This window comes from Bacillus sp. FJAT-29814, assembly GCF_001510715.1.
GTDB lineage: Bacteria > Bacillota > Bacilli > Bacillales > Cytobacillaceae > Neobacillus.
On the sequence record NZ_LMTJ01000001.1, the window covers coordinates 317,097 to 338,456 of the forward strand.

Genomic DNA, 21,360 nt, shown 5'->3' on the forward strand with positions numbered 1-21,360 from the left:
GGGGTAAATTGCATGGAAAAGATAAAGGGTTTTTATACTTCAGGCTATGATGTTTCAAAAGTGGAGCAATATGCGCCTGTGCTTCACCCGGATAACTTGCCTAGTGAAAGCTCTTCCCGAGTCACATACACACGTATGCTAAGCATGGATGCAACGATTTATGGCTTAGTGAGTGTGTATCAGTATCGGGAGATGTACCGGCAAGCCATCAACCATGAAAGCTCTGATTATGTTGGTTTTAATAAATTTGTCCATGATCGAGAGTTGGCAAAACCCGGTTACAAGGCTTTTAAGTCACCGAACGTGGATACGATTTACTCAAATGCATGGTTGAATTTGACCAAAGGGCCTCTTCTAATAGAAATACCTGCTTTTGGGGAGAGATATTACACTCTTCAATTACTGGACATGTACGGAAATACAGCAAACATAAGTCAAAGAACGCATCGATCAAATGCTGGAAGCTTTCTCGTCACAACAACAGATTGGCAAGGGGAACTCTCTCCAGGTATCACGCAGTTTAAGGTCTCTACACCCTATCAATGGATTCTTATGCGGATTTTCCCGCTTAACGAGTTTGACCTGCCTGAAGTCCACGCCCTTCAAGAGTCGGTGAATATTACTCCCTACGCGTCTGATGTGCAGGAGAGCGAGGAACTCTCCCTGTTTGGTGGTACCTATCCACAAGCAGAATTGGATGGACCCGCTGATTTTTTTAAGATTCTAGATTTCGTCCTTCGTTCAAACGGGAAGCCAGCGCAAGAGGATGGGCTAACTTATCGTTATCGCACACTCGGTATTGGAGGACACAGATACCGTTCGATTTCGATAACTTGGACCCAGAAAGTCAGGAGGGCATGATTGCTGGCTATGGAGATGCCATGAAAGTGATCTCTAGTTCTCAGTCCCAGCTAGGTATTCCTCTTAAGACGAATTGGGTAAAAACGAATAGTAAAGGTGCATATGGCTTCAATTACCTTAGCAGGGCAGCTGTGAATTATGTTGGCTTAGGCGCGAATGTGGTGGAAGAAAATCAGTCATTTGTAACATTTTATGATGAAAATGGGTACCCGCTTGACGGATCCAAGGGACGATATGTCTTGCATATGGAGTCTCCGCCACCCGCTGATGCTTTCTGGTCAGTTACCTTATATGATGCAAATACGAAAGAACTTTCCCCAAATAACATGAACCGTTATTGCATCAATAACAGAACTACAGGTCTTCAGTACGGACGAAATGGCTCTGTGACTATTACAGTTCAGCACACTCCTTCGACTGAAAATACGAATTGGCTTCCAGCTCCAAATGGGCCCTTCTATTTGTCCATTCGTTCCTACATGCCAAGACCCGAGCTGCTTGAAGGAAAGTGGGAGCCTGAAGGTGTCCGATATATTGGCATATAATGGTATATTCACTTGTGAATGAAGGGAGTAGGAAAGGTAAGTTTAGTTAAAACAAAACTTTGTCTCATCAACCTATGTAGTTTTTGAGGGGTAATGAGTTGTTATTTTCTAAATAAATTTGAAAAGTGATACATGTATTAGAAATTAAACTCTGTTTCAAATAAACACGTGCTAATTAGAAAAAGGAATCAGCTATTAGAATGGTAGAGCTCCAAAAGATGAAAACGTTTCCTTACAAGCAACTTAAAAATATTACCATTAAGTATTAATCAGAAAGGAATGAAATGTCTAGTGGCAAATTACCCGCATTTATTTTCTCCGTTTAAACTTGGTTCACTATCACTAAAAAACAGGGTTGTCGCAACAGCTCATGCGACTGCAAAGATAGTAGATGGGCTTCCGACTGATGAAGATCTTGCTTACTGGGAAAAGCTTGCTCGTGGTGGAGCTGGGCTCCTTATTACTGGGGGAACAGTCGTTCACCCGAGTTCCACGCTTCGGCGGCGGATGCTGAGTGAAGCATACCTGGAGGAAACTGTCCCTAAATACCACCAAAGGGCAGAGGTCATTCATGCTCATGGTGCAAAGGTAATTGGTCAAATATTGCACCTAGGGCGTGAAATGATTGGGGGAGAATCGGACCATCCATTAAGAGCACCATCCTCCATCAAATCCCCACGAGCTCAATACCGACCGGTTGAATTAACTCATGAAGATATAGCTGAAATCATTGATGCCTTTGCGATATCAGCTTCACATCTGAATAAGGCAGGGTATGATGGTGTCGAAATCCATGCTGCCCATGGCTATTTAGTGGCCCAATTTCTCTCACCAGCAACAAATGATCGAACAGATAAATATGGCGGTTCTTTAGAGGGGCGAATGAGATTCCTGGTGGAGATCATTGAAGCTATTCGCCAATCTACAGATCCTGAATTTGTGCTCGGAATCCGTTTAAGTGCTGATGAAGAGATTAGTGACGGACTGCATCTGTCAGATACCCTTGAGATTGTTAACAAGCTTGGAGACCTTTTTCATGTAGATTATCTGAATATTACCTTAGGGATTCGTGGAGCGTACGTTAAAGATTTGACTACACCTCAAGGAATTGCTGTTGAAGCCGCAGGAGCAATTAGAAAATCTACAAATATTCCGGTACTCGTCAGTCAACGGATTAAAAGTCCAATGATGGCTGAAGAAATAGTAGCAGGCGGTTACGCTGACTTGGTCGGCTCTGCTCGTGCATTTATAGCCGATCCCGAATGGCCAAACAAAGCCAAACTAGGCCGAAGTGCTGAAATCATCCCATGTATCGGATGCAATCAAGAATGTCGTGCCTTTGATCCGTACCTATTTTGTACCGTGAATCCTGTAACGGGACGTGAAGGTGAATTAGGTAAGGATATCCAACTCAGTCTTCCATCCAAAAGAATTGCTATAGTCGGAGGAGGACCGGCTGGACTAGAAGCAGCAAGAGTTGCGGCTTTAAGAGGACATTTTGTTGTCCTTTTTGAAAAAGAAACCTCATTAGGAGGCCAGGTTCGCATTGCCTCCAAAGAACCGCATCGTGGTGAATTATTAGAAATAATCCATTACTTGGAAGCTGAAGTCAGAAGATTGGGTGTTACAATCCATCTCGGTCAACAAGCTAATGCAAAAGATTTAACCGGCTTTGATTCAATCATTTTAGCTACTGGTGCAGTGCCAGAATCCCCTCAAGTATCTGGAAATACTTCTACGAAAGTTATATCGGTAATTGAAGCACTTAAAGAAAATGATTTTTCAGATTTAGCGGGTGAGAATGCGATAGTTATTGATGATGGGTCAGGATTTTGGCCTTCATTAAGTGTAGCAGAGCGCCTTGCCACGAATGGACTTCACGTTACCTACGTGACCCAATCGAGTGGAATTGGGGCATCCATTCCCCATGAGAGCATCCAGCCACTTCTCAAAAGACTTGGGGCTGCAGGAGTGAACTTTATGATCTTCCACCAATTGGCAAGTGTTGATGACCATGTTATCAAGGTCCGTAATATCCTAACCGGGCAAGAGTCTGATTTAAAAGCTGATTTAGTCGTAATCGAGACAGGAAGAGTGCAAGAAAATACCCTTGCCAAGGAGCTTAGTGGTTTAGGAATCCCGATGTATGCTGTGGGTGATTCTGTTTCACCTCGACGAATCAACAATGCCATCCTCGAGGCACATAGGATTGCAAGAACAATCTGAAATTGATGTAAGGATGATTCACCGGACTATAAAAATAGTAAAAATGGAATTGATATGCAATGAAACTAGCAGGGGGCTGATCATGATGTTTAAACGGTTTACCGATAAAGTTGTGTTAATAACGGGTGCAGGTTCAGGCTTGGGCCGTGCGACAGCGATTCAATTAGCTGCTGAGGGAGCAAAGCTTTCTCTTGTGGACAAAAACATGGAGACACTTCATGAGACAAAAGGTCAGATTTTGGAGAATTCACCCGATATCCAAATCATCGTTTTGACAGCGGATGTTACCAATGAGGAACATGTAAAAGGATATGTTGACAATACCATTCGTGAGTACGGTAAAATTGATGGCTTTTTCAATAATGCCGGTATTGCCGGTGGAAATGCCCCAACTGCTGAATATGACAGCGGGCTATTCTCAAAATTAATAGATGTTAACTTGAATGGTGTCTTTTATGGGCTGAAATATGTACTTGAGATCATGAAGAAACAGGGTGAGGGGTACATTGTTAACACTGCTTCTGTTGCAGGAATACGCGGAATCTTAAATAAGCCTGGTTATGTAGCGGCAAAGCACGGAGTAGTCGGATTAACAAAAGCAGCGGCAATCGAATACGCAGAGTTTGGTATAAGCGTAAACGGGATTGCACCAGGTCCAATTGCAACAAATATGCTGATTGGAAATTTTAAATCTATGAATTCCGAAGACTGGGAAGCTTTGGCAAAGAAACATGCTGAGGGAATCCCCGCTAAACGGCTCGGCAAGCCAGAAGAAGTGGCCCGTTTAGTCGCCTTTCTTTTATCAGGAGAAGCAGCGTTTATTAATGGTGTCGTGATTCCAATCGATGGAGGTCAAGGCGCAAGCCAATATACTAGAAAGGTTGAATAGGCTTATAAAATAAAATAATCGACGGTAAATGGATGGAGAAGAATGTTAAAAGGAGTGAAACTATGTACAGTGGAACCGAAACATTTGGAAAACTAGTTGAACACCGTGCGTCCGCCAAACCCCACACGAGATTTGTCCGCTTCGAACAGGAGGATGTTACCTATCATCAGTTCAATTGTAATGGGAATAAAGTGGCCCATTATCTCACCGATTTGGGACTCACAAAAGGTCAAACCTGTGCTTCGATGCTTCCAAATTGTCCGGAAGCTTTATATACATGGCTAGGCTTGGCTAAGATTGGTGTAATGGAAGTACCTATTAATGTTGCTTTCCGTGGGCACCTGCTGACGTATATTTTAAATAAAGCTGAGTGTCAAGCCATTATCATTTCTTCACAATGGGTTGATCGATTAATTGATATACTAGACAATCTCACCCATCTCCGTCATGTCATTGTGGTAGGAGATACTGAAAAAGCAGTTCCAGGTCTGATTTCTACTCATTCCTTTGCTACTATGCTTGAAAAAGCAAGTGATGCACCTATAGAGGTAGAGATTAAACCAACCGACCCTTCCATCATCCTGTTTACTTCGGGAACGACAGGGCCATCCAAGGGAGTTGTCCTCACCCATCGGTCTAATTTTAAGAATGCTTCAAACTGTTGTGATGTCATGAAGTATGGTCCCAATGACCGATTGTTTACTGTATTCCCGCTATTTCATGCAAATGCCCGTTATACGACCGTTATGGCAGCGCTTTTAGCTGATTGCGATGTTGTTTTACATGATAAGTTCTCTGCATCAAGATTCTGGGATATTTGCCGTATCGAGAAAATAACCGCCTTTAATTTCATGGGATCATTGATCACCATCCTTATGAAACAGCCTGAACGCCCCGAAGATAGAGAACATTTCGTACGGAAGGCTTTCGGTGGACCAACTCCACTCGACCTATATGATGACTTCCAAGACCGATACGGTGTTCAAATCAGTGAAATATATGGTTTAACTGAGGGTGGAACAGTAACCAACAACCCATCCGAATCCTTCCGCAAGGGCTCTTGTGGAATAGCCGCTCCTTATTATGAGGTTGAGATTCATGATGAAGAGGATAATCCATGCCCGCCAGGTGTAGCTGGAGAAATCGTTGTCAGACCGAAAGAACCTGGCATCATGTTTACAGAATACTATAAGATGCCGGAAGCCACGTTAAAAACCTGGCAAAATTTATGGTTACATACTGGGGACCGGGGCCGAATGGACAAAGATGGATATATCTATTTTATCGATCGGCAAAAAGATGCTATCAGAAGACGTGGTGAAAACATTTCCTCCTTTGAAGTGGAAGTAGTTCTTAATGATCATCCAAAGGTCCTTGATTCAGCCGCAATTGGTGTTCCATCAGAGCTGGGTGAAGAAGAAGTGTTGGCTGTTGTCATTGTAAAAGAAGGGGAAGAGCTAACACCAGTGGAACTGCTGGATTTTTGTCAGCCACGAATGGCTTACTTTGCCCTCCCTCGCTTTGTAAGATTCGTGTCAGAATTCCCTCGGACGCCTTCTCAAAGAGTTCAAAAATACAAGCTGCGCGAAGAAGGCATTACGAACGACACATGGGATCGTGAACGTGTCGGATATCAAGTGTTTCGTTAATTTGTAACGTGTAAATTATTAATCTATTAAGGGGTGAAGTAGTAATGGAAAACATTAATAAACAAAAACGAATTGTCATTTTTGGAGGAAGCGGTGCACAAGGTGGTGCAATTTCAACGAAGCTTGCTGAAAATGCAGCGATTACGATTGCCTATAGAACCAATAAGGAAAAAGCAGAAGCAACAGCTAAAGCGATCCGTGAGGCAGGCGGCAAAGCTGAAATTGGTAAAGTTGAGATCACTGATCCCGAATCTGTCCGTTCCTTTTACAACTTAGTAGAAGACCAATGGGGTGGAATTGATTCTATCGTTTCCGCAACCGGCACACCATTTAAAATTAAGAAAATTACAGATTATGATGATGATTTATTTCGCTCCATCATCGAAACAGATGTGATTGGCACCTATAATATTTTAAAGCACGGAATTCCACTACTCCAGCAAGAGGGGGGAGGCTCGATTGTCCTTTTTCTAACCAATGTGATTAGCAGGACCATTGAATATGATGGAATGTCTACGATTCCAAAAATGGCTGTCGAAGGACTGCTGCGCATGGCTGCACGTGAATATGGCCCAGATGGGATTCGGGTGAATGGGGTCGCTCCGGGGGTAACCGAAACGAACAGTATTCATAAGAAATTCGATGCAGGAGATGACATTACTCGAAATCTAGTAAATAGCGTTCTTGCTCAAACTCCACTATCACGTAGAGGGCAGCTAAGAGAAATAGCCGATGTCGTGGACTTCCTTGTATCCGATGCTTCCAGCTATGTAAATGGTCAAATTATTAACGTTGATGGTGGTTTTAGCGCGTAATAAATAAATAAATAAATAAAGAGGTGGACAAAGTGAAGATTGATTATACCGGCAAGGTTGCATTAGTGACAGGAGGAGCATCAGGGATTGGCAGGTCTATATGTATAGAGTTTGCCAAAGCAGGTGCAGATGTAGTTTGTGTTGATATTGACCAAAAGATGGGGGAGGAGACGGTATCCCGGATTAAAAAGGAAGGAAGGGAAGGCCTCTTCATCAATGCTGATGTTTCCAATTCTTCCGATGTAAAAAATTATGTGAATCAAACCATCGCCCGCTTCAATCGAATTGATGTTTTCTCTAATAACGCAGGTTGGGAGGGGGTTATCAAGCCTACGACAGAGTATCCGGAAGAAGTATTCAACAAAGTGATGGATATTAATGTCAGAGGCGTATTCTTAGGGTTGAAATATGTATTACCTGAAATGATTCGTCAAAGAAGTGGAGCGATCATTAACACTGCTTCGGCCGCAGGACTGGTCGGTTCTCCTGGGTTTGTTGCCTATACTGCGAGTAAACACGCTGTGATAGGAATGACAAAGACAGTTGCACTCGAAGTTGCACGGGAAGGGATTCGTGTAAATGCCATTTGTCCTGGTGCTGTTCATACCCGTATGATGCGTTCCATCGAGAAAGGGGTCTCTCCATCCGATCCGGAAGCTTTCTTATCATCACGGGAAAAAGCGATTCCAGATGGCAGGTATGCCGAGGCTATAGAGATTGCACATAAAGTTCTTTTCCTAGGATCCGAATTTGCATCTCATATGACGGGCCACTATTTGGCTATTGATGGGGGTGCTTTAGCAAATTAATAAAAGGGGATAAAACGTTTGCTGTAAATGTCCATGGATTTTTTTGTTGCTCAAAAGGTAATGACATATAGAGTAGGGCGACGGACATATTAGTATCGTTCCATTTGGAGTTTAAGTACTCATGTCATTACCTAAATCTAAATAAATGAATAACCTTCTGTCGTAATGATGCAAGGATGTAGCTTGATACATACTGAATATTCAGATATAATTATTTCCATAAAATGATGGGATTGGGAAAATATGATTATTTATTTCTTTTAAACGAAGGTTATGACCAAAATAGAGGAGTGGATAAATGATGGAATATCAAAGAGCAAAGCAATTATTAGCTGATGAAATGTTAAATAGATCAGCCCGTCGATTTCCTCAAAAAACTGCCTTAGTTCATAATAATACCCGTATGACATATGGGATGCTTCAAAGCAGGGTTGACAACATAGCCGGATGGTTCCAATCAAGGGGAATATTCAAGGGCGATAAAGTAGGCGTACTACTCTATAATTCTATCGAATTTATTGAGGTACTTTTTGCTTTAGCTCGAATCGGGGCCGTCATTGTCCCTGTAAACTTTAGATTGCAAAAAAGTGAAGTAGAGTACATATTGGGTAATTCCGATGTTAAAATGCTCGTAGCTCATGATGATTTTACCTATGTAATAAAGGAAATTCGCAGTAAACTTCCAAAATTATCAGGCGTGGTCATTGTTAATCCCTCTGATGCATTAAAGGAGGATGGATTCTTATTTTATGATAGCATGTTTAAAAGCACGTTAAAGCCGAAACTGGAATATCTGGATGATGACGATGACTTGCTTATCGTGTATACCTCCGGAACAACAGGAAGGCCTAAAGGGGCTGTATTGACTCACAAAAATGCATTTATGAATGCTGTTAATATGACACTAGAATGTGGACTTACCAAAGATGAAGTTCAGCTCATTACCACCCCGCTGTTTCATGTCGGCGGAATTTCTGCTATGACCATGATTGTTTTAGTTGGCGGGACGTCCATTATACATAGTAAATTTGACCCCAATGCTATACTGGAAACATTTGATGCAGAGAAGGTATCATATGCCTTTATGGTTCCGTCAATGTGGAATTTATTACTACAAGTTCCTAATTTTCAAGAATATCATGTTGGGAGTATACGAGTTATTTGCACAGCTGCTGCCACTACACCACTTGAGCTTAAGAAAAAATTGATGGAACACTTTCCAAATGCAAGCGTTTACGATACTTTTGGGCATACGGAGACCTTTAGTACTTCCACATTGAAGGCTGGTGATTCTCTCATTAAATCCGGGTCTGTTGGGCTTCCATTTTCAAATATAGAAGTAAGGGTAGTAGATGAAGATATGAATGATTGCTGTCCGGGGGAAGTGGGAGAAATCATTTATCGAGGACCCACTGTTATGAAGGAATACTATAATAACTCGGCTGCTACTGAAGAAGCCTTTAAAGGTGGTTGGTTTCATAGTGGCGACCTCGTTACCTATGACGAAGATGGGTATCTCACAGTGGTAGATCGTAAAAAGGACATGATTATTAGCGGTGGGGAGAATATTTATCCGAAGGAAATTGAGGAAGTATTATATACACACCCAGATATCTTTGAAGCAGCAGTAGTTGGTGTACCAGATGAAAAGTGGGGTGAAACGGTAAAAGCATATATCGTCCCAAAACCAGGAAAGAAACTGTCTGAACAGGATATTATTCACTATTGTGCCGAAAGAATTGCCAGCTATAAAAAACCGCGCTATGTTGAATTTTTAGAAGAGTTACCAAGGAATGCTTCAGGAAAAATTTTAAAGACAAAACTAAGATCCTATGCTGATAATTTTGAAAAGTTATAATATTCAATATTCAAATTGACAAGAACGATAGCTGGGACTTAAAATTAATTATGAAAGTTGATTCACTTTTCGTTTATATCCAAAGTAATATCAAAGATCATAATTAATTAGTAGGAGGTTTACTGAATTGGAAACAATCTTTGATTTAACGGGAAAAGTCGCCTTAGTTACGGGCGGGAGCCGTGGAATAGGTAAAGAAATTGTAAACACATTTGCAGCCCAGGGAGCCACAGTTGTCATTGCAAGCAGAAATATAGATGACTGTAACAATGCTGCAGAAGAGGTTATTCAAAAGGGCGGGAAGGCATTAGGTGTAAGATGTGACATAGCTAATTTAGAAGAAATTACAAACTTGTATAAAACGGTTGTTGAGGAATTTGGGCAATTGGATATTGTAGTAAACAATGCCGGTGTAAGTATTACGAAGCCATCTGTTGAAGTTACCAGTGATGATTGGGATTTTATGTTTAACATTAATATTAAGGGATTATTCTTTTCCTGTCAGGAAGCAGCAAAAATCATGATGGAACAAGGGAACGGTAAGATTATTAACGTTTCCTCAATCGGCGGCTTGAAGACGTTTAAACGTATTGCCCCATATGGTGCAAGTAAGGCGGCTGTCATACATTTAACAAAATCACTAGCCTCGGAATGGGCCAGATATGGAATCTTTGTTAATGGTATTGCTCCAGGACTAATTAGTACCGATATCAATACGGAAGAAATTGGAGATGAACATCTGCTACAGAAAATGCTGAAAATGATCCCACTACGAAAATTAGGAGCGCCAAGTGATATTGCCTATATTGCCCTTTACTTAGCTTCCGATGCCTCTAATTTCATGACGGGCCAAACCATTAGTATTGATGGCGGTGTTACAGCTGAATAGGTTGGTGATTTAAAGGAGGAATAGGATGAATATCGTTGATTTATTAATTTCCACAGCCAATCGGTTACCTAATCAGCCTGCCATTAAATTTCAAAACCAACTCATAACATACGAAGAGTTAATAAAAGATGTTTTACGTTTGGCTGATGGGCTGAACCGAAAAGGGTTTAGGAGAAATACAAATATTGGTTTAATGATGCAAAACTCCCCTGAATATATCATTTCTTACTATGCTATATTATCAATCGGAGCAACGGTAGTACCCATTAATCCTTTATTTAAAGCAAATGAAGTAACCTTTATACTTCATAATTCTGATTCAGTTGGTATTTTAACAGATGGTCTAGGAATTTCTACGGTCTTGGAAATACAAAATGAAGTTAAGACACTAGAAAAAGTAGTTTGTTTCGAAAAGAATATCAATCTGAAAAAAGTTATAAAAGGGCATGACCTGCTACAATCGGGAGCTGACTTTCTACCGGTTCGGTGCAATCCAGATGATACAGCACACATTATTTATACTTCAGGTACAACAGGCCGTCCCAAAGGGGTCATGATTACACACGCAAACTTGAATTGGCTTTCCATAACTGAAGCAGCCATTTTACAAGTATCCTCTAATGATCGTGTCCTTTGTACTTTGCCGTTATTTCATGTCTATGGAAATCTTCAATGCATGCTGGCTCCCTTTGTACAAGGCGCAACTGTTCAAATAATAGAACGGTTTCATGCTGATGATGTCCTTGAAACCATTGTTAATGAAAAAATCACTATGTACTTTGGTGTACCAACTATGTACACCATGTTAGTCCAATCTCCTATTATAAGTGATTTGAATTTTTCTACGTTAAGAATTTGCGCGTCGGGCGGAGCCAGTATCTCAACCGAAGTAATCAAAAAGGTAAAGGACCTGATGAAAGTTGATATTTTGGAAGGCTATGGTCAGACAGAAAGTACCGCTCAAATCACAACAAATCCCTACAAGGGTAAACAAAAAATAGGCTCGGTTGGCTTACCCATTCCAGGGGTAGAGGTCAAAATAATGAACGATGATAGAGTAGAGGTTATTCAGGGCGAAGTCGGTGAATTGGTGTTTAGGGGACCCAATGCAATGAAAGGTTACTATAATAACACAACTGAGACAAATGAGGTGATTCAAGACGGTTGGGTCTACACTGGTGATTTTGCCTATCAAGATGAAGAGGGCTATCTTTATATTGTTGACAGGAAAAAGGATTTAATTATTCGTGGAGGTTATAATGTTTATCCCAGGGAAATAGAGGAGGTTCTGTATAAGCATGATGGCATTGTCGAATGTGCAGTCCTCGGGTTAGAGGACCAACGGTTAGGAGAAGAAGTAGCAGCTTTTATCGTTTGCAAATATGCTCTCAATGAAAATGATATAAAAGACCATTGTCAAAAATATCTGGTGCATTATAAGATCCCGCGAATTATAAGATTTATAGATTCCCTGCCGAAATCCTCCATCGGAAAAATCTTAAAAAGAGAACTTACCGGAATAAATATTAATTGAATTGTAAGCATTCGGAAAATAAAATTGACAGCGCTTACCTGTTTATATAAAATAAATTTGAAACCCGATTCAAGTGTTGTAAATGGTTAGAAAGCAGCAACCACTACAGGATTGTTTGTTAAACAAACTCTTTTTTTATCATAATAATTGAAAGTTGATTCATATTATAATTTTTTGGAGGTGGCACCTTAAGTGTCAATTGATCATCTCAAACCAAAAACCAATCGAGGAATACAGACTAGAAATAAGCTATTACGGTCTGCAGAATATATATTCGGGAAAAATGGATATCATCAAAGCAGTATTACGGAAATAACACAAAATGCTGGGGTTTCACTTGGGAATTTTTATACTTATTTTGAGTCCAAATATCAAATATTTGAAGCGCTTATTTGGGAGATGCAACGGGAATTATTATTGTTTATCAAAGAAAGAACGGAAGGAATTGATAATAGGATTGAGATTGAAAGAGCAGGCTTTAAAGCCTTATTTGAATTTGTAAAAAAACGCCCCTATTGGTACAGTCTATTTCCTCAAGCAGAATTTGTAGATAAAGAACTGCATCGGAAGACGATGGAAAAATTTGCAAAGTCCTATATTAACCGGATTGAAGAATCAATGGAAAAAGGGGAAATTAGAAGCCTTAATTCCGAAATGCTCGTTTACAGCTTCATGGGAATTACTAATTACCTAGGTATGAAATGGATATTATGGGATGGAAAAGAAATTGACGATAAATTAATTGATGACATTATGGATTTTGTCAAATTTGGCATTTCAGCGCCATAGTTTTGTAAATTATATAGTTATAGGTTTCTTAAGATTCATAACTTGAGAGGAAAAGTAGATTCTTTGCAGTTTCACTTTTCCTTCAGGCGTACAAGGTACTAAAAATTTTTACCCTTATAATTCAGAATATTAAAAATATAGAAAAGAGGGGTGCGTTGGATGAATAGGACCATTAAATTAACATTTACAGTTTTTACACTCGTCGTGATGATCTTTGCTTTGGCAGCTTGTGGAGGGAACCCTTCCTCAGGAAATGAAACGAAAGGTGAAGAAAAAGGAAATAGTGAACAAAAATCTATTTCTTTAAAATTTGGATCCTGGACTCCTGAAACCCATCATACACAAACAAACGCTTTTGAACCTTGGGCAAAATTAGTTGGGGACGAAACAGATGGTGTCGTAAATATCGACGTGCAAGGGGGATCGGTGCTTGGGGGTTCTCAACAATCACTTCAGGACGTAAGTGGCGGGGTTTATGATATTGGTTACACTGTTGCCCAGTACTATCCTGACACCCCATTATTTAAAATGACCGTTTTAGACTTACCATTTGCTTTCATTAATGCGAAAGATCACTATCAGAAAAAAGTAAAAGTAGCAGAGCGACTTGTAAATGAATATGTTAAAGCGGAATTTGAAAAAATGGGTGTAAAATTACTCGGTGTTTATTCTAGTGACCCCTTAACCATATTTAGTACAACACCTATTAAATCAGTCAAGGACCTAAAGGGGAAACGGATTTTGCTGCAAGGAGCTAACTGGGATCCAATTATTAAAGGCTGGGGCGGTACGCCAGTATCAGTGGCGATCGAAGATTTATATTCTGCTCTTGACAGGAAAACCTTGGATGTCAGTCTTTATGCTCCTGCGGGTGCCTATTCTACTAAGATTTATGAGCCGGCACCATATATAACTAATTTGCCGATATCAGGGGTTTCTGCAGTTGCCATCATGAATTTGGATAAATACAAAGGCTTAACCCCAGATATGCAGAAGCGCTTTGATGAGGAATTCAATCCTAAATTAATGGAGCTATGGCAAGGAAGCTTTTTGAAAACAATGGACCAGGCCATAAGCCAGCTATCAAAAGAAGTAGAAGGGAAAGGTGAAGTTATTCAACCAAATAGTGAAGATTTAGAAGGATTTATGGAACCTGCAAAGGGAGTATGGAAGCAATGGATCAATGAAGCAAACAAAAAAGGCTATGATGGGCAAAAGTTAATGGATGGGTTCTTGCGAATCATGAAAGAAGAAGGAGTAGAACCACCGTTTTCGATGTAGCCTGTCTGAATAAAAATGTGAGATCAAAATATAGTAGATTTTACCCAATCTGGGTGGAGATCTACTATATTTTATCTCGACAATTCTAAATTATCAGAAAAAATATTGACAATAATAAAATGAGTTATTAAAATTAAGTTATAATTTGAAAGTTGATTCATATATCAGATAAAAGAAAGCGCTTCAATCAGACTATCTTTGAAAAAGGCTCAAATCAGGGAGGGTCCCCCCTCATTTGGTTATAATTTGGAAGGATGTGACTAATATTGAAAGTTGATTCACTTTTTAAATTATAAGGTGAGTTTCAAATAAAACGGCTTTAAAAGTATGATCCTTAATAAAGGAGGAATGAACTTTAATGGAAGGTTTAGTAAAAGTACCTGTAAAAGACGGCTTATTTCAATGGACATCCCCATCACCAATGCTAGTTGTTTCTGGTTGTTCAGCATGCGGAGAATTAGTTTTCCCCAAGCAAGATTATTGTCCTGAATGCTGTACAGATACCATGGAAGAGAAAACAATAGGTTCATTAGGTAAATTGGTATGTTTTACGGGGATCACGTCACCTCCGCCGGGATTCAAGGGAACTGTTCCCTATACGGTTGGAATTGTAGAATTTCCGGAGGGCATTCGAATTTTAGGGGTTATGACGGAAAAGAACATTGACCGTTTAATTCCGGGCATGGATATCGAAATTGTCATGGATACCGCTTTTATAGAAGACGAAAAAGAATTTTTGACATATAAATTTAAACCCATTCAATAACGGGGAGGGATTAGCTTGACAGAGGTCGTCATCGCAGGTGTGGGTATGCACGAGTTTGGCAGATACAATGACAAGGATTACCGAACTTTAGGATCCGTTGCTGCGCAGCGTGCATTGAAGGATGCAAATATGAGTATGAAGGATGTTCAGGCGGCATTTTGTGCCAATGTTTATGAAGTATCAGCATCTGGTCACAATGTCTTGGAAAGGTTAGGATTACCAGGCATTCCAATCGTGAACGTTGAAAATGCCTGTGCCAGCGGGGCTTCCGCGGTGCGCTTGGCATACCAAGCCATTAAATCCGGCCAGTACGATATCGTCCTGGCAGTTGGTTTTGAGAAAAGTCCGAGAGGCTTCTTGCATGGGGCTGGTTATGACCATTGGCAGGAATCTACAGGGTTAGGGGCGAATCCGCTATATTTTGCCCTAAATATTCATGAGCACATGGTGAAATATGGTACAACCAAAGAACAGCTCGCTCATATTGCTTATAAAAGTCATAAACATGCTGTTCATAATCGATATGCCATGTTCCGAAAAGAACTATCAGTTGAAGAAATCCTCCAATCGCGGATGGTCTGTGATCCATTGACACTGTATATGCTGTGTGCACCGAATGATGGTGGAGCAGCTGCCGTTATTTGCAATAAGAAAACCGCAGAGCGCTTTACGAAAAATTATGTGACAATAGCAGCTTCTGTTCTAGAAACAAGGAGAAGACGGGATATGTTCGTACCCGCTGTATCAGCTCCGGCCCAGGCCTCCTATCCGGTTTTAGCGGAAAGGGCAGCACAATCTGCCTATAAAATGGCTGGGCTGGGACCTGAGGATATACATGTAGCTGAAATCCAAGATGTAGATGCCGGCTCTGAAATTATCTATTCTGAGTCATTAGGCTTTTGTCCAATCGGAGAGGGCGGGCCGAGGGCGTTAGCTGGTGAGACCTCTCTTGGTGGCAGAATCCCCATCAATGTGAGCGGAGGGATCCTTTCCAGAGGGGAACCGGTGGGAGCATCCTCGCTTGGACAAATTGCAGAGATTACTTGGCAGCTCAGGGGAGAAGCCGGCCCTAATCAAGTCCAAGGGGCAAAGGTTGCGTTAAGCCACAGCGAAGGGGCTGGAGGAAACTCCTGTGTAACGATTTTAGTAAAGTAGTAGATTAGTTGAAAACGCTTAGAATTTCAAATTTTATTAAAAGGAGCAGAATGATGAGTCCGACCTATTTAAATGAAGAACACCAAATCTTTAGACGTGCCTTAAAGAAGTTTCTAGAAAAAGAAGCAATCCCTCATTTTGAGCAGTGGGAAGAAGAAAAAAGGATTCCCCGGTCATTTTGGAAGAAGATGGGGGAACAAGGTTTTCTCTGCCCATGGGTGGATGAGAAATATGGCGGGGCCAATGCTGATTTCGGCTATTCCATTATTATCAATGAGGAATTGGAAAGAGTAGGCAGCGGTTTGGTGGGAATTAATAACCATAATGATATTGTCGTTCCCTACATTAACACGTTTGGCAATGAAGAGCAGAAGGAGCGCTGGCTGCCAGGCTGCATAAGCGGTGATATTATTACAGGAATTGCCATGACAGAACCGGGAGGAGGCTCCGACGTGGCGGGCATCCGGACCACGGCGGTTAAAGATGGGGATTACTATATATTAAATGGTGAGAAAACATTTATTACAACCGGTATCACAGGTGACTTATTCGTAGTGGCATGCAAGACCGACCTAAAAGCTGAACCCGGCTATAAGGGAATTAGTTTAATTGTAGTGGAACGTGATACTCCGGGTTTTTCAAAAGGCAGGCAGCTAAAAAAAGTAGGACAGTACAGTTCCGATACAGCTGAACTTATTTTCGAGGATGCCCGGGTCCCCGCAGAGAACCTACTGGGTGAGGAAGGAAAAGGCTTCTACTATTTAATGGAGAAACTACAGCAGGAAAGGCTCCTAGTTGCGGTTGGAAGCGTGGCCCAAGCGGAAAAAATGCTCGAAATAACTATTGATTATGTCAAACAAAGAAAAGCATTCGGAAAATCAATCAGCCAATTTCAAAATACACAGTTTAAACTCGCTGAAATGGCAACAGAGATCCAAATGGCGAGAACGTTTGTAGATGACTTGATTGTCAATCATATTAATAAAAAGGAAGTCGTCACACAGGTTTCTATGGCGAAATGGTGGATAACCGAAATGACCAAAAGGGTCGCCACTCAATGTATGCAGCTGCATGGGGGCTACGGTTATATGGAAGAATACGAGATTGCTAGAAGGTTTAGAGACGTTCAAGCCATATCGATATATGCCGGCACAAATGAAATTATGAAAACGATTATTGCTAAGCGGATGGGGCTATAAAATTTCGGAGGCGTGAAAAATGAGAGAAGTTGTTATAGTAGAGGGAGTTAGAACACCTGTTGGAAAACGAAAGGGTGCTCTTAGCACTGTTCGTCCAGATGAATTAGCTGCAAAAGTCCTAAAGGAATTAGTAAACCGTGCAGGTATTGAACCGGGAATGGTCCAAGACGTCATTATGGGTTGTGTGTCACAAACGGAAGAACAGACCTATAATATTGCCCGGACTGCAGTATTGATGGCGGACTTTCCTATTCACGTGCCAGCCACCACCATCGACCGTCAGTGCGGCTCCGGTCAGCAGGCTATTCATTTCGCGGCCCAGGCCATTATGAGCGGGGACATGGATATTGTGATAGCCGGCGGTGTGGAAAGCATGACACGGGTGCCAATGGGTTCAACACGCAAAAATTCCACCTGGAGTGAAGAACTCACAACTAGATATGAGATGATTAACCAAGGGTTATCTGCCGAAAGGATTGCAGACAAATGGGGATTTACGAGAAGTCAATTAGATGAATTTTCTTTAGAAAGTCATCATCGTGCACTTAAGGCCCAAGAAGAAGGGCGTTTTGACCGGGAAATCATGCCAATAGAGGTAACATTCGAGGATGGGACCACAACCGTTGTTACACAGGATGAAGGGCCGCGCAAGGGTTCAACCATTGAAAAACTAGCAACACTTAAACCGGCATTTATGGAAAACGGAAAAATCCATGCCGGCAATTCTAGTCAAATGAGCGATGGAGCCGCTGCTGTCCTGTTGATGTCTAGGGAAAAAGCTGAAGAGTTAGGATTAAAGCCGCGTTTCCGAATTGTTGCCAGGGTGGTTGTCGGTTCGGATCCTACATTGATGTTGACTGGCCCGATTGAAGCAACCAGACAGGTCCTGCAAAAGGCAAACCTGACCATTGGGGACATGGATACGTATGAAGTAAATGAAGCTTTTGCTTCGGTCCCAATGTGCTGGTTAGAAGAGATAAAGGCTGATCCTCAGAAACTAAATCCAAATGGCGGTGCAATTGCATTGGGGCATCCGCTTGGAGCTACTGGTGCCAAATTGATGATCTCCATGATGAATGATTTAGAAAGAACAGGAGGAAGGTTTGGTCTTCAAGCAATTTGTGAGGGCGGCGGAATGGCCAATGGAACTATTATTGAAAGAATCAATTAGCATTTTGTGTAAAAAGGATAAGCAGCAAATAACAAAGATTGTTTGCTGCATACTCCTTGGATAACAAATGGAGGTTCTTTTTGACAAGGTAAAATTATAAAACTATTTAAATAGATGAAAGGTGGCAATAAGATGGAAAGTCAAAATGATGTGATTACTTCCATACGAAAAGGAGAGGATTTTAACGAGGAAAATTTTCATGCATTTATGTTAAAAAATTTCCCTGATTGGCCCAACCAACCAATTGAGGTAAATCAATTCTCTGCTGGATTTTCCAATTGGACTTACCTTATTCGCTGTGGAAGTGAAGAGGTTGTTATGCGCCGCCCTCCTGGTGGACCATTGCCGCCAAAAGCACATGATATGGAAAGAGAGTCATCACTATTAAACAAATTACATCCAGTATTTCCCTATGTTCCAAAACCCTATCTGTTTTGTGACGATGAATCAGTAATTGGTGTGCCATTCTATGTAATGGAACGAAAAAATGGAATTGTTTTCGATACAAGTATACCAGCGGGTATTCATTTAACAGAAGAGAGGGGTCGTCAGATTTCCTATGCATTTATTGATACACTTGCTGAGTTACATAAACTAGATTATAAGGAAATCGGATTAGAGTCATTCGGAAGACCTCAGGGGTTTTTAGAGAGACAAGTACATGGCTGGATAAAACGATATGAGAATAGTAAAACTCACGAAGTACCCCAGTTTGATAAACTCGCCAAGTGGTTCACAAGCAATATTCCCTTATCTTATGGAGAATCTGTTATACACAATGACTATAAAATGAACAATATGATGTTCTCAAATCAGCACTTGGGAAAGGTGGAAGCTATTTTTGACTGGGAAATGTCTACCATAGCTGACCCGATTTTTGATTTGGCTATCTCACTAAGCTATTGGAGAGAACCGGGTGATAGTGAAAAGTTGAAAACTAGCTTGCCTTCGGTCACATCCCAACCTGGATTCCTTTCAAGAAACGACCTGATTGAGCGTTATGCTTTGAAGTCAGGTAGAGATATTCCAGCGTTACATTTTTACCTGGCTTTTGCCTATTTTAAAACAGCTGTGGTTATGCAGCAAATTTATTACAGATGGGTGAAGGGTTCAGCGACAGATCCACGGTTTAGTAGTCTAAATCAATCGATTGATAGCTTAATGGAATATTCCTACGAAATAATTAACACAAAAACCATTTAAGATCTAATGAATGTTATGACTTCCTAGTTAACATTAAAACATGAGTCAGGAGGCCAAAAGTGCAAAAAAACAATCTATTGCCAAAAACTAACAGAGGACTTAAGACAAAAGAAAAATTGTTGCGGTCTGCTGAATACGTTTTTGGAAAAAATGGTTACCACCAAAGCAGTATAACGGAAATTACACAACATGCAGGAGTATCTCTTGGAAATTTTTACACCTATTTTGAGTCAAAGTATGAAATCTTTGAATCACTTCTGTGGGAAATGCAAAAAAAATTAATTGGGTTAATTAGGAAAAGAATATCAGGGCTGGAAAATAGAATTGAGATAGAAAGAGAGGGGATAAAAGCTTTATTTGAATTTGTCAAGGAACGACCGCATTGGTATAGCTTATTCCCGCAAGCCGAATTTGTAAACAAGGAACTTCATCGCAATATGTTTGAAAAACTGGCGGATTCATATATAAGCTCCATAGAAATCGCTATTAGGAAGGGGGAGATTAAACCCCTAAATCCAGAAGTGATTGTATATAGTATCATGGGAATTACCAATTATATTGGATTGAACTGGATATTATGGAATGATGAGGATATAGATGATGCCCTTTTAGATGAGGTTATGGATCTCTTGAAGCATGGTATTATCAAGCAATAAAAAAGGGTTTTTCTAGATTTATGGAGCATTATAAAATACTTTTTGGAATAAACATAATTTTTCAAATTGGCAGAAAAAATGTTGACTATTGATATGGGCAGCTATAAAATATGAATATAAGTGAAACTTGAATCAGATATCAAATTGTGTTGCTGCCTTCATTAGTTTCCTTCTATTTTGAAAGCGCATACTGTATTTAAACAGCTAATAAAATATAGTTTTTTAGAAAGTGAGGGTTGCTGGGATGAAAAATAAAAATGTTTTAATAACGGGCAGTTCAAAAGGTTTAGGCAAAGAATTAGCCATCGCTTTTGCCCGTGATGGAGCAAATGTCGTCATTAATTATTATCATAATGAAAGTAGTGCATTGGAAACATTTAAAGAAGTTTCAAAGTTTGGAACAAAGGTAGAGATCATTAAAGCTGACGTTGGCAATACTGAGGAAATGGCTAATCTTTGTAAAACGGCTATAGCAAGATTGGGTGGTATCGACATTTTTATACATAATGCCGTTCACGCTTTTAAATCAAGCCTTTCAACCATTGATTCTGAATTATGGAGCCATGCATTTAATATTAATTTGAACCCATTGCTTATAGGGGCACAAGAATTAACTCCGCATATGAAAGAAAAGCAGTGGGGCAGAATCCTTGCCATCACAAGTCTAGGTTCAGAATTAGCTGTTAAGAACTATGCAGCTATCGGTGTACCTAAAGCTGCGATGGAAGCTCTTATCCGATATATGGCGGTAGAGTTCGGACCATATGGAATAACCTCCAACACCATCTCTCCCGGTACATTAAATACTGAGTCTTTACGAAAACTCAACCCAAATTTTCACCAACGTATTGAGGCAGCCCAGTCGAACATTCCTTTTAAGCGGCCCATGGAAATTGAGGATGTTGCAAAGGTCATCCTCACACTTTGTTCTGACGAAATGGAAATGATTAACGGAGAGATCATTCGCGTAGATGGGGGGATGCGGATTATGGCCCAAGTTGAGGGGCTATAACAACTGTCTATGCTGTGAAGCTTCCAGCAAACCTTGCAAATAGTGTATCAGAA

At 40.6% G+C, this 21,360-nt stretch carries 19 protein-coding genes; all 19 read left to right on the plus strand.

Going from position 1 to position 21,360, the window contains the following annotated elements; all coding sequences use genetic code 11:
• The first annotated feature begins 12 nt into the window (after positions 1-12).
• The 19 genes from AR334_RS01505 (at position 13) to AR334_RS01595 (ending at position 21,307) form a co-directional block, all read left to right on the plus strand.
• Positions 13-861: a DUF1254 domain-containing protein gene (locus AR334_RS01505; RefSeq protein WP_066304167.1), complete on the plus strand. Its 849-nt coding sequence runs from the start codon at positions 13-15 to the stop codon at positions 859-861.
• Positions 858-1,406, plus strand: a complete 549-nt coding sequence (locus tag AR334_RS01510; RefSeq protein WP_066304168.1) for a DUF1214 domain-containing protein — start codon at positions 858-860, stop codon at positions 1,404-1,406. The genes AR334_RS01505 and AR334_RS01510 overlap by 4 nt, the downstream gene beginning before the upstream one ends.
• Positions 1,407-1,697: 291 nt before the next feature.
• Positions 1,698-3,632, plus strand: a complete 1,935-nt coding sequence (locus tag AR334_RS01515; RefSeq protein ID WP_066304170.1) for an FAD-dependent oxidoreductase — start codon at positions 1,698-1,700, stop codon at positions 3,630-3,632.
• Positions 3,633-3,714: 82 nt separating this feature from the next.
• Positions 3,715-4,521: an SDR family oxidoreductase gene (locus AR334_RS01520; RefSeq protein WP_367576347.1), complete on the plus strand. Its 807-nt coding sequence runs from the start codon at positions 3,715-3,717 to the stop codon at positions 4,519-4,521.
• A 62-nt stretch (positions 4,522-4,583) separates the two neighbouring features.
• Complete coding sequence (locus AR334_RS01525; protein WP_066304172.1) at positions 4,584-6,170, plus strand: AMP-binding protein; 1,587 nt, start codon at positions 4,584-4,586, stop codon at positions 6,168-6,170.
• Between the two features lie 44 nt (positions 6,171-6,214).
• On the plus strand, positions 6,215-6,985 hold the full coding sequence (locus AR334_RS01530) for an SDR family NAD(P)-dependent oxidoreductase (RefSeq protein ID WP_066304174.1): 771 nt from the start codon (positions 6,215-6,217) through the stop codon (positions 6,983-6,985).
• Between the two features lie 32 nt (positions 6,986-7,017).
• Positions 7,018-7,794 carry an SDR family NAD(P)-dependent oxidoreductase gene (locus AR334_RS01535; RefSeq protein ID WP_066304177.1) on the plus strand — a complete coding sequence of 259 codons (777 nt, stop codon included), beginning with the start codon at positions 7,018-7,020 and terminating at the stop codon, positions 7,792-7,794.
• Positions 7,795-8,092: 298 nt separating this feature from the next.
• Positions 8,093-9,652 (plus strand): class I adenylate-forming enzyme family protein, encoded by a 1,560-nt coding sequence (locus AR334_RS01540; RefSeq protein WP_253701156.1) that lies wholly within the window; start codon positions 8,093-8,095, stop codon positions 9,650-9,652.
• Between the two features lie 127 nt (positions 9,653-9,779).
• Entirely contained in the window at positions 9,780-10,541 is a 762-nt protein-coding gene (locus AR334_RS01545) for an SDR family NAD(P)-dependent oxidoreductase (RefSeq protein ID WP_216638001.1), read from the plus strand.
• A gap of 25 nt (positions 10,542-10,566) precedes the next feature.
• Entirely contained in the window at positions 10,567-12,075 is a 1,509-nt protein-coding gene (locus AR334_RS01550; protein ID WP_066304186.1) for a long-chain fatty acid--CoA ligase, read from the plus strand.
• A gap of 192 nt (positions 12,076-12,267) precedes the next feature.
• Positions 12,268-12,864, plus strand: a complete 597-nt coding sequence (locus AR334_RS01555) for a TetR/AcrR family transcriptional regulator (protein ID WP_066304189.1) — start codon at positions 12,268-12,270, stop codon at positions 12,862-12,864.
• Positions 12,865-13,023: 159 nt separating this feature from the next.
• Positions 13,024-14,145, plus strand: coding sequence for a TRAP transporter substrate-binding protein (locus tag AR334_RS01560; RefSeq protein WP_066304193.1), 1,122 nt, complete (start codon positions 13,024-13,026; stop codon positions 14,143-14,145).
• A gap of 358 nt (positions 14,146-14,503) precedes the next feature.
• Complete coding sequence (locus AR334_RS01565) at positions 14,504-14,911, plus strand: Zn-ribbon domain-containing OB-fold protein (protein WP_066304197.1); 408 nt, start codon at positions 14,504-14,506, stop codon at positions 14,909-14,911.
• 15 nt (positions 14,912-14,926) lie between these two features.
• Positions 14,927-16,066, plus strand: a complete 1,140-nt coding sequence (locus AR334_RS01570; protein ID WP_066304200.1) for a thiolase family protein — start codon at positions 14,927-14,929, stop codon at positions 16,064-16,066.
• A gap of 53 nt (positions 16,067-16,119) precedes the next feature.
• Positions 16,120-17,265, plus strand: a complete 1,146-nt coding sequence (locus AR334_RS01575) for an acyl-CoA dehydrogenase family protein (RefSeq protein WP_066304202.1) — start codon at positions 16,120-16,122, stop codon at positions 17,263-17,265.
• A 19-nt stretch (positions 17,266-17,284) separates the two neighbouring features.
• The gene (locus AR334_RS01580; RefSeq protein ID WP_066304203.1) at positions 17,285-18,436 is read left to right on the plus strand and encodes a thiolase family protein; all 1,152 of its coding nucleotides are present in this window, start codon (positions 17,285-17,287) and stop codon (positions 18,434-18,436) included.
• A gap of 132 nt (positions 18,437-18,568) precedes the next feature.
• On the plus strand, positions 18,569-19,639 hold the full coding sequence (locus AR334_RS01585; RefSeq protein ID WP_066304205.1) for a phosphotransferase family protein: 1,071 nt from the start codon (positions 18,569-18,571) through the stop codon (positions 19,637-19,639).
• Positions 19,640-19,698: 59 nt separating this feature from the next.
• Entirely contained in the window at positions 19,699-20,295 is a 597-nt protein-coding gene (locus tag AR334_RS01590; RefSeq protein WP_066304207.1) for a TetR/AcrR family transcriptional regulator, read from the plus strand.
• 244 nt (positions 20,296-20,539) lie between these two features.
• On the plus strand, positions 20,540-21,307 hold the full coding sequence (locus tag AR334_RS01595) for an SDR family oxidoreductase (RefSeq protein ID WP_066304214.1): 768 nt from the start codon (positions 20,540-20,542) through the stop codon (positions 21,305-21,307).
• Positions 21,308-21,360: the final 53 nt, after the last annotated feature.

What these genes read in the sequence shown, in the direction of transcription:
- AR334_RS01505 (WP_066304167.1), top strand. Translation starts at nt 13, where the DNA reads ATGGAAAAGATAAAGGGTTTTTATACTTCAGGCTATGATGTTTCAAAA.
- AR334_RS01510 (WP_066304168.1), top strand. Translation starts at nt 858, where the DNA reads ATGATTGCTGGCTATGGAGATGCCATGAAAGTGATCTCTAGTTCTCAG.
- AR334_RS01520 (WP_367576347.1), top strand. Translation starts at nt 3,715, where the DNA reads ATGATGTTTAAACGGTTTACCGATAAAGTTGTGTTAATAACGGGTGCA.
- AR334_RS01525 (WP_066304172.1), top strand. Translation starts at nt 4,584, where the DNA reads ATGTACAGTGGAACCGAAACATTTGGAAAACTAGTTGAACACCGTGCG.
- AR334_RS01530 (WP_066304174.1), top strand. Translation starts at nt 6,215, where the DNA reads ATGGAAAACATTAATAAACAAAAACGAATTGTCATTTTTGGAGGAAGC.
- AR334_RS01540 (WP_253701156.1), top strand. Translation starts at nt 8,093, where the DNA reads ATGATGGAATATCAAAGAGCAAAGCAATTATTAGCTGATGAAATGTTA.
- AR334_RS01550 (WP_066304186.1), top strand. Translation starts at nt 10,567, where the DNA reads ATGAATATCGTTGATTTATTAATTTCCACAGCCAATCGGTTACCTAAT.
- AR334_RS01560 (WP_066304193.1), top strand. Translation starts at nt 13,024, where the DNA reads ATGAATAGGACCATTAAATTAACATTTACAGTTTTTACACTCGTCGTG.
- AR334_RS01565 (WP_066304197.1), top strand. Translation starts at nt 14,504, where the DNA reads ATGGAAGGTTTAGTAAAAGTACCTGTAAAAGACGGCTTATTTCAATGG.
- AR334_RS01575 (WP_066304202.1), top strand. Translation starts at nt 16,120, where the DNA reads ATGAGTCCGACCTATTTAAATGAAGAACACCAAATCTTTAGACGTGCC.
- AR334_RS01580 (WP_066304203.1), top strand. Translation starts at nt 17,285, where the DNA reads ATGAGAGAAGTTGTTATAGTAGAGGGAGTTAGAACACCTGTTGGAAAA.
- AR334_RS01585 (WP_066304205.1), top strand. Translation starts at nt 18,569, where the DNA reads ATGGAAAGTCAAAATGATGTGATTACTTCCATACGAAAAGGAGAGGAT.
- AR334_RS01595 (WP_066304214.1), top strand. Translation starts at nt 20,540, where the DNA reads ATGAAAAATAAAAATGTTTTAATAACGGGCAGTTCAAAAGGTTTAGGC.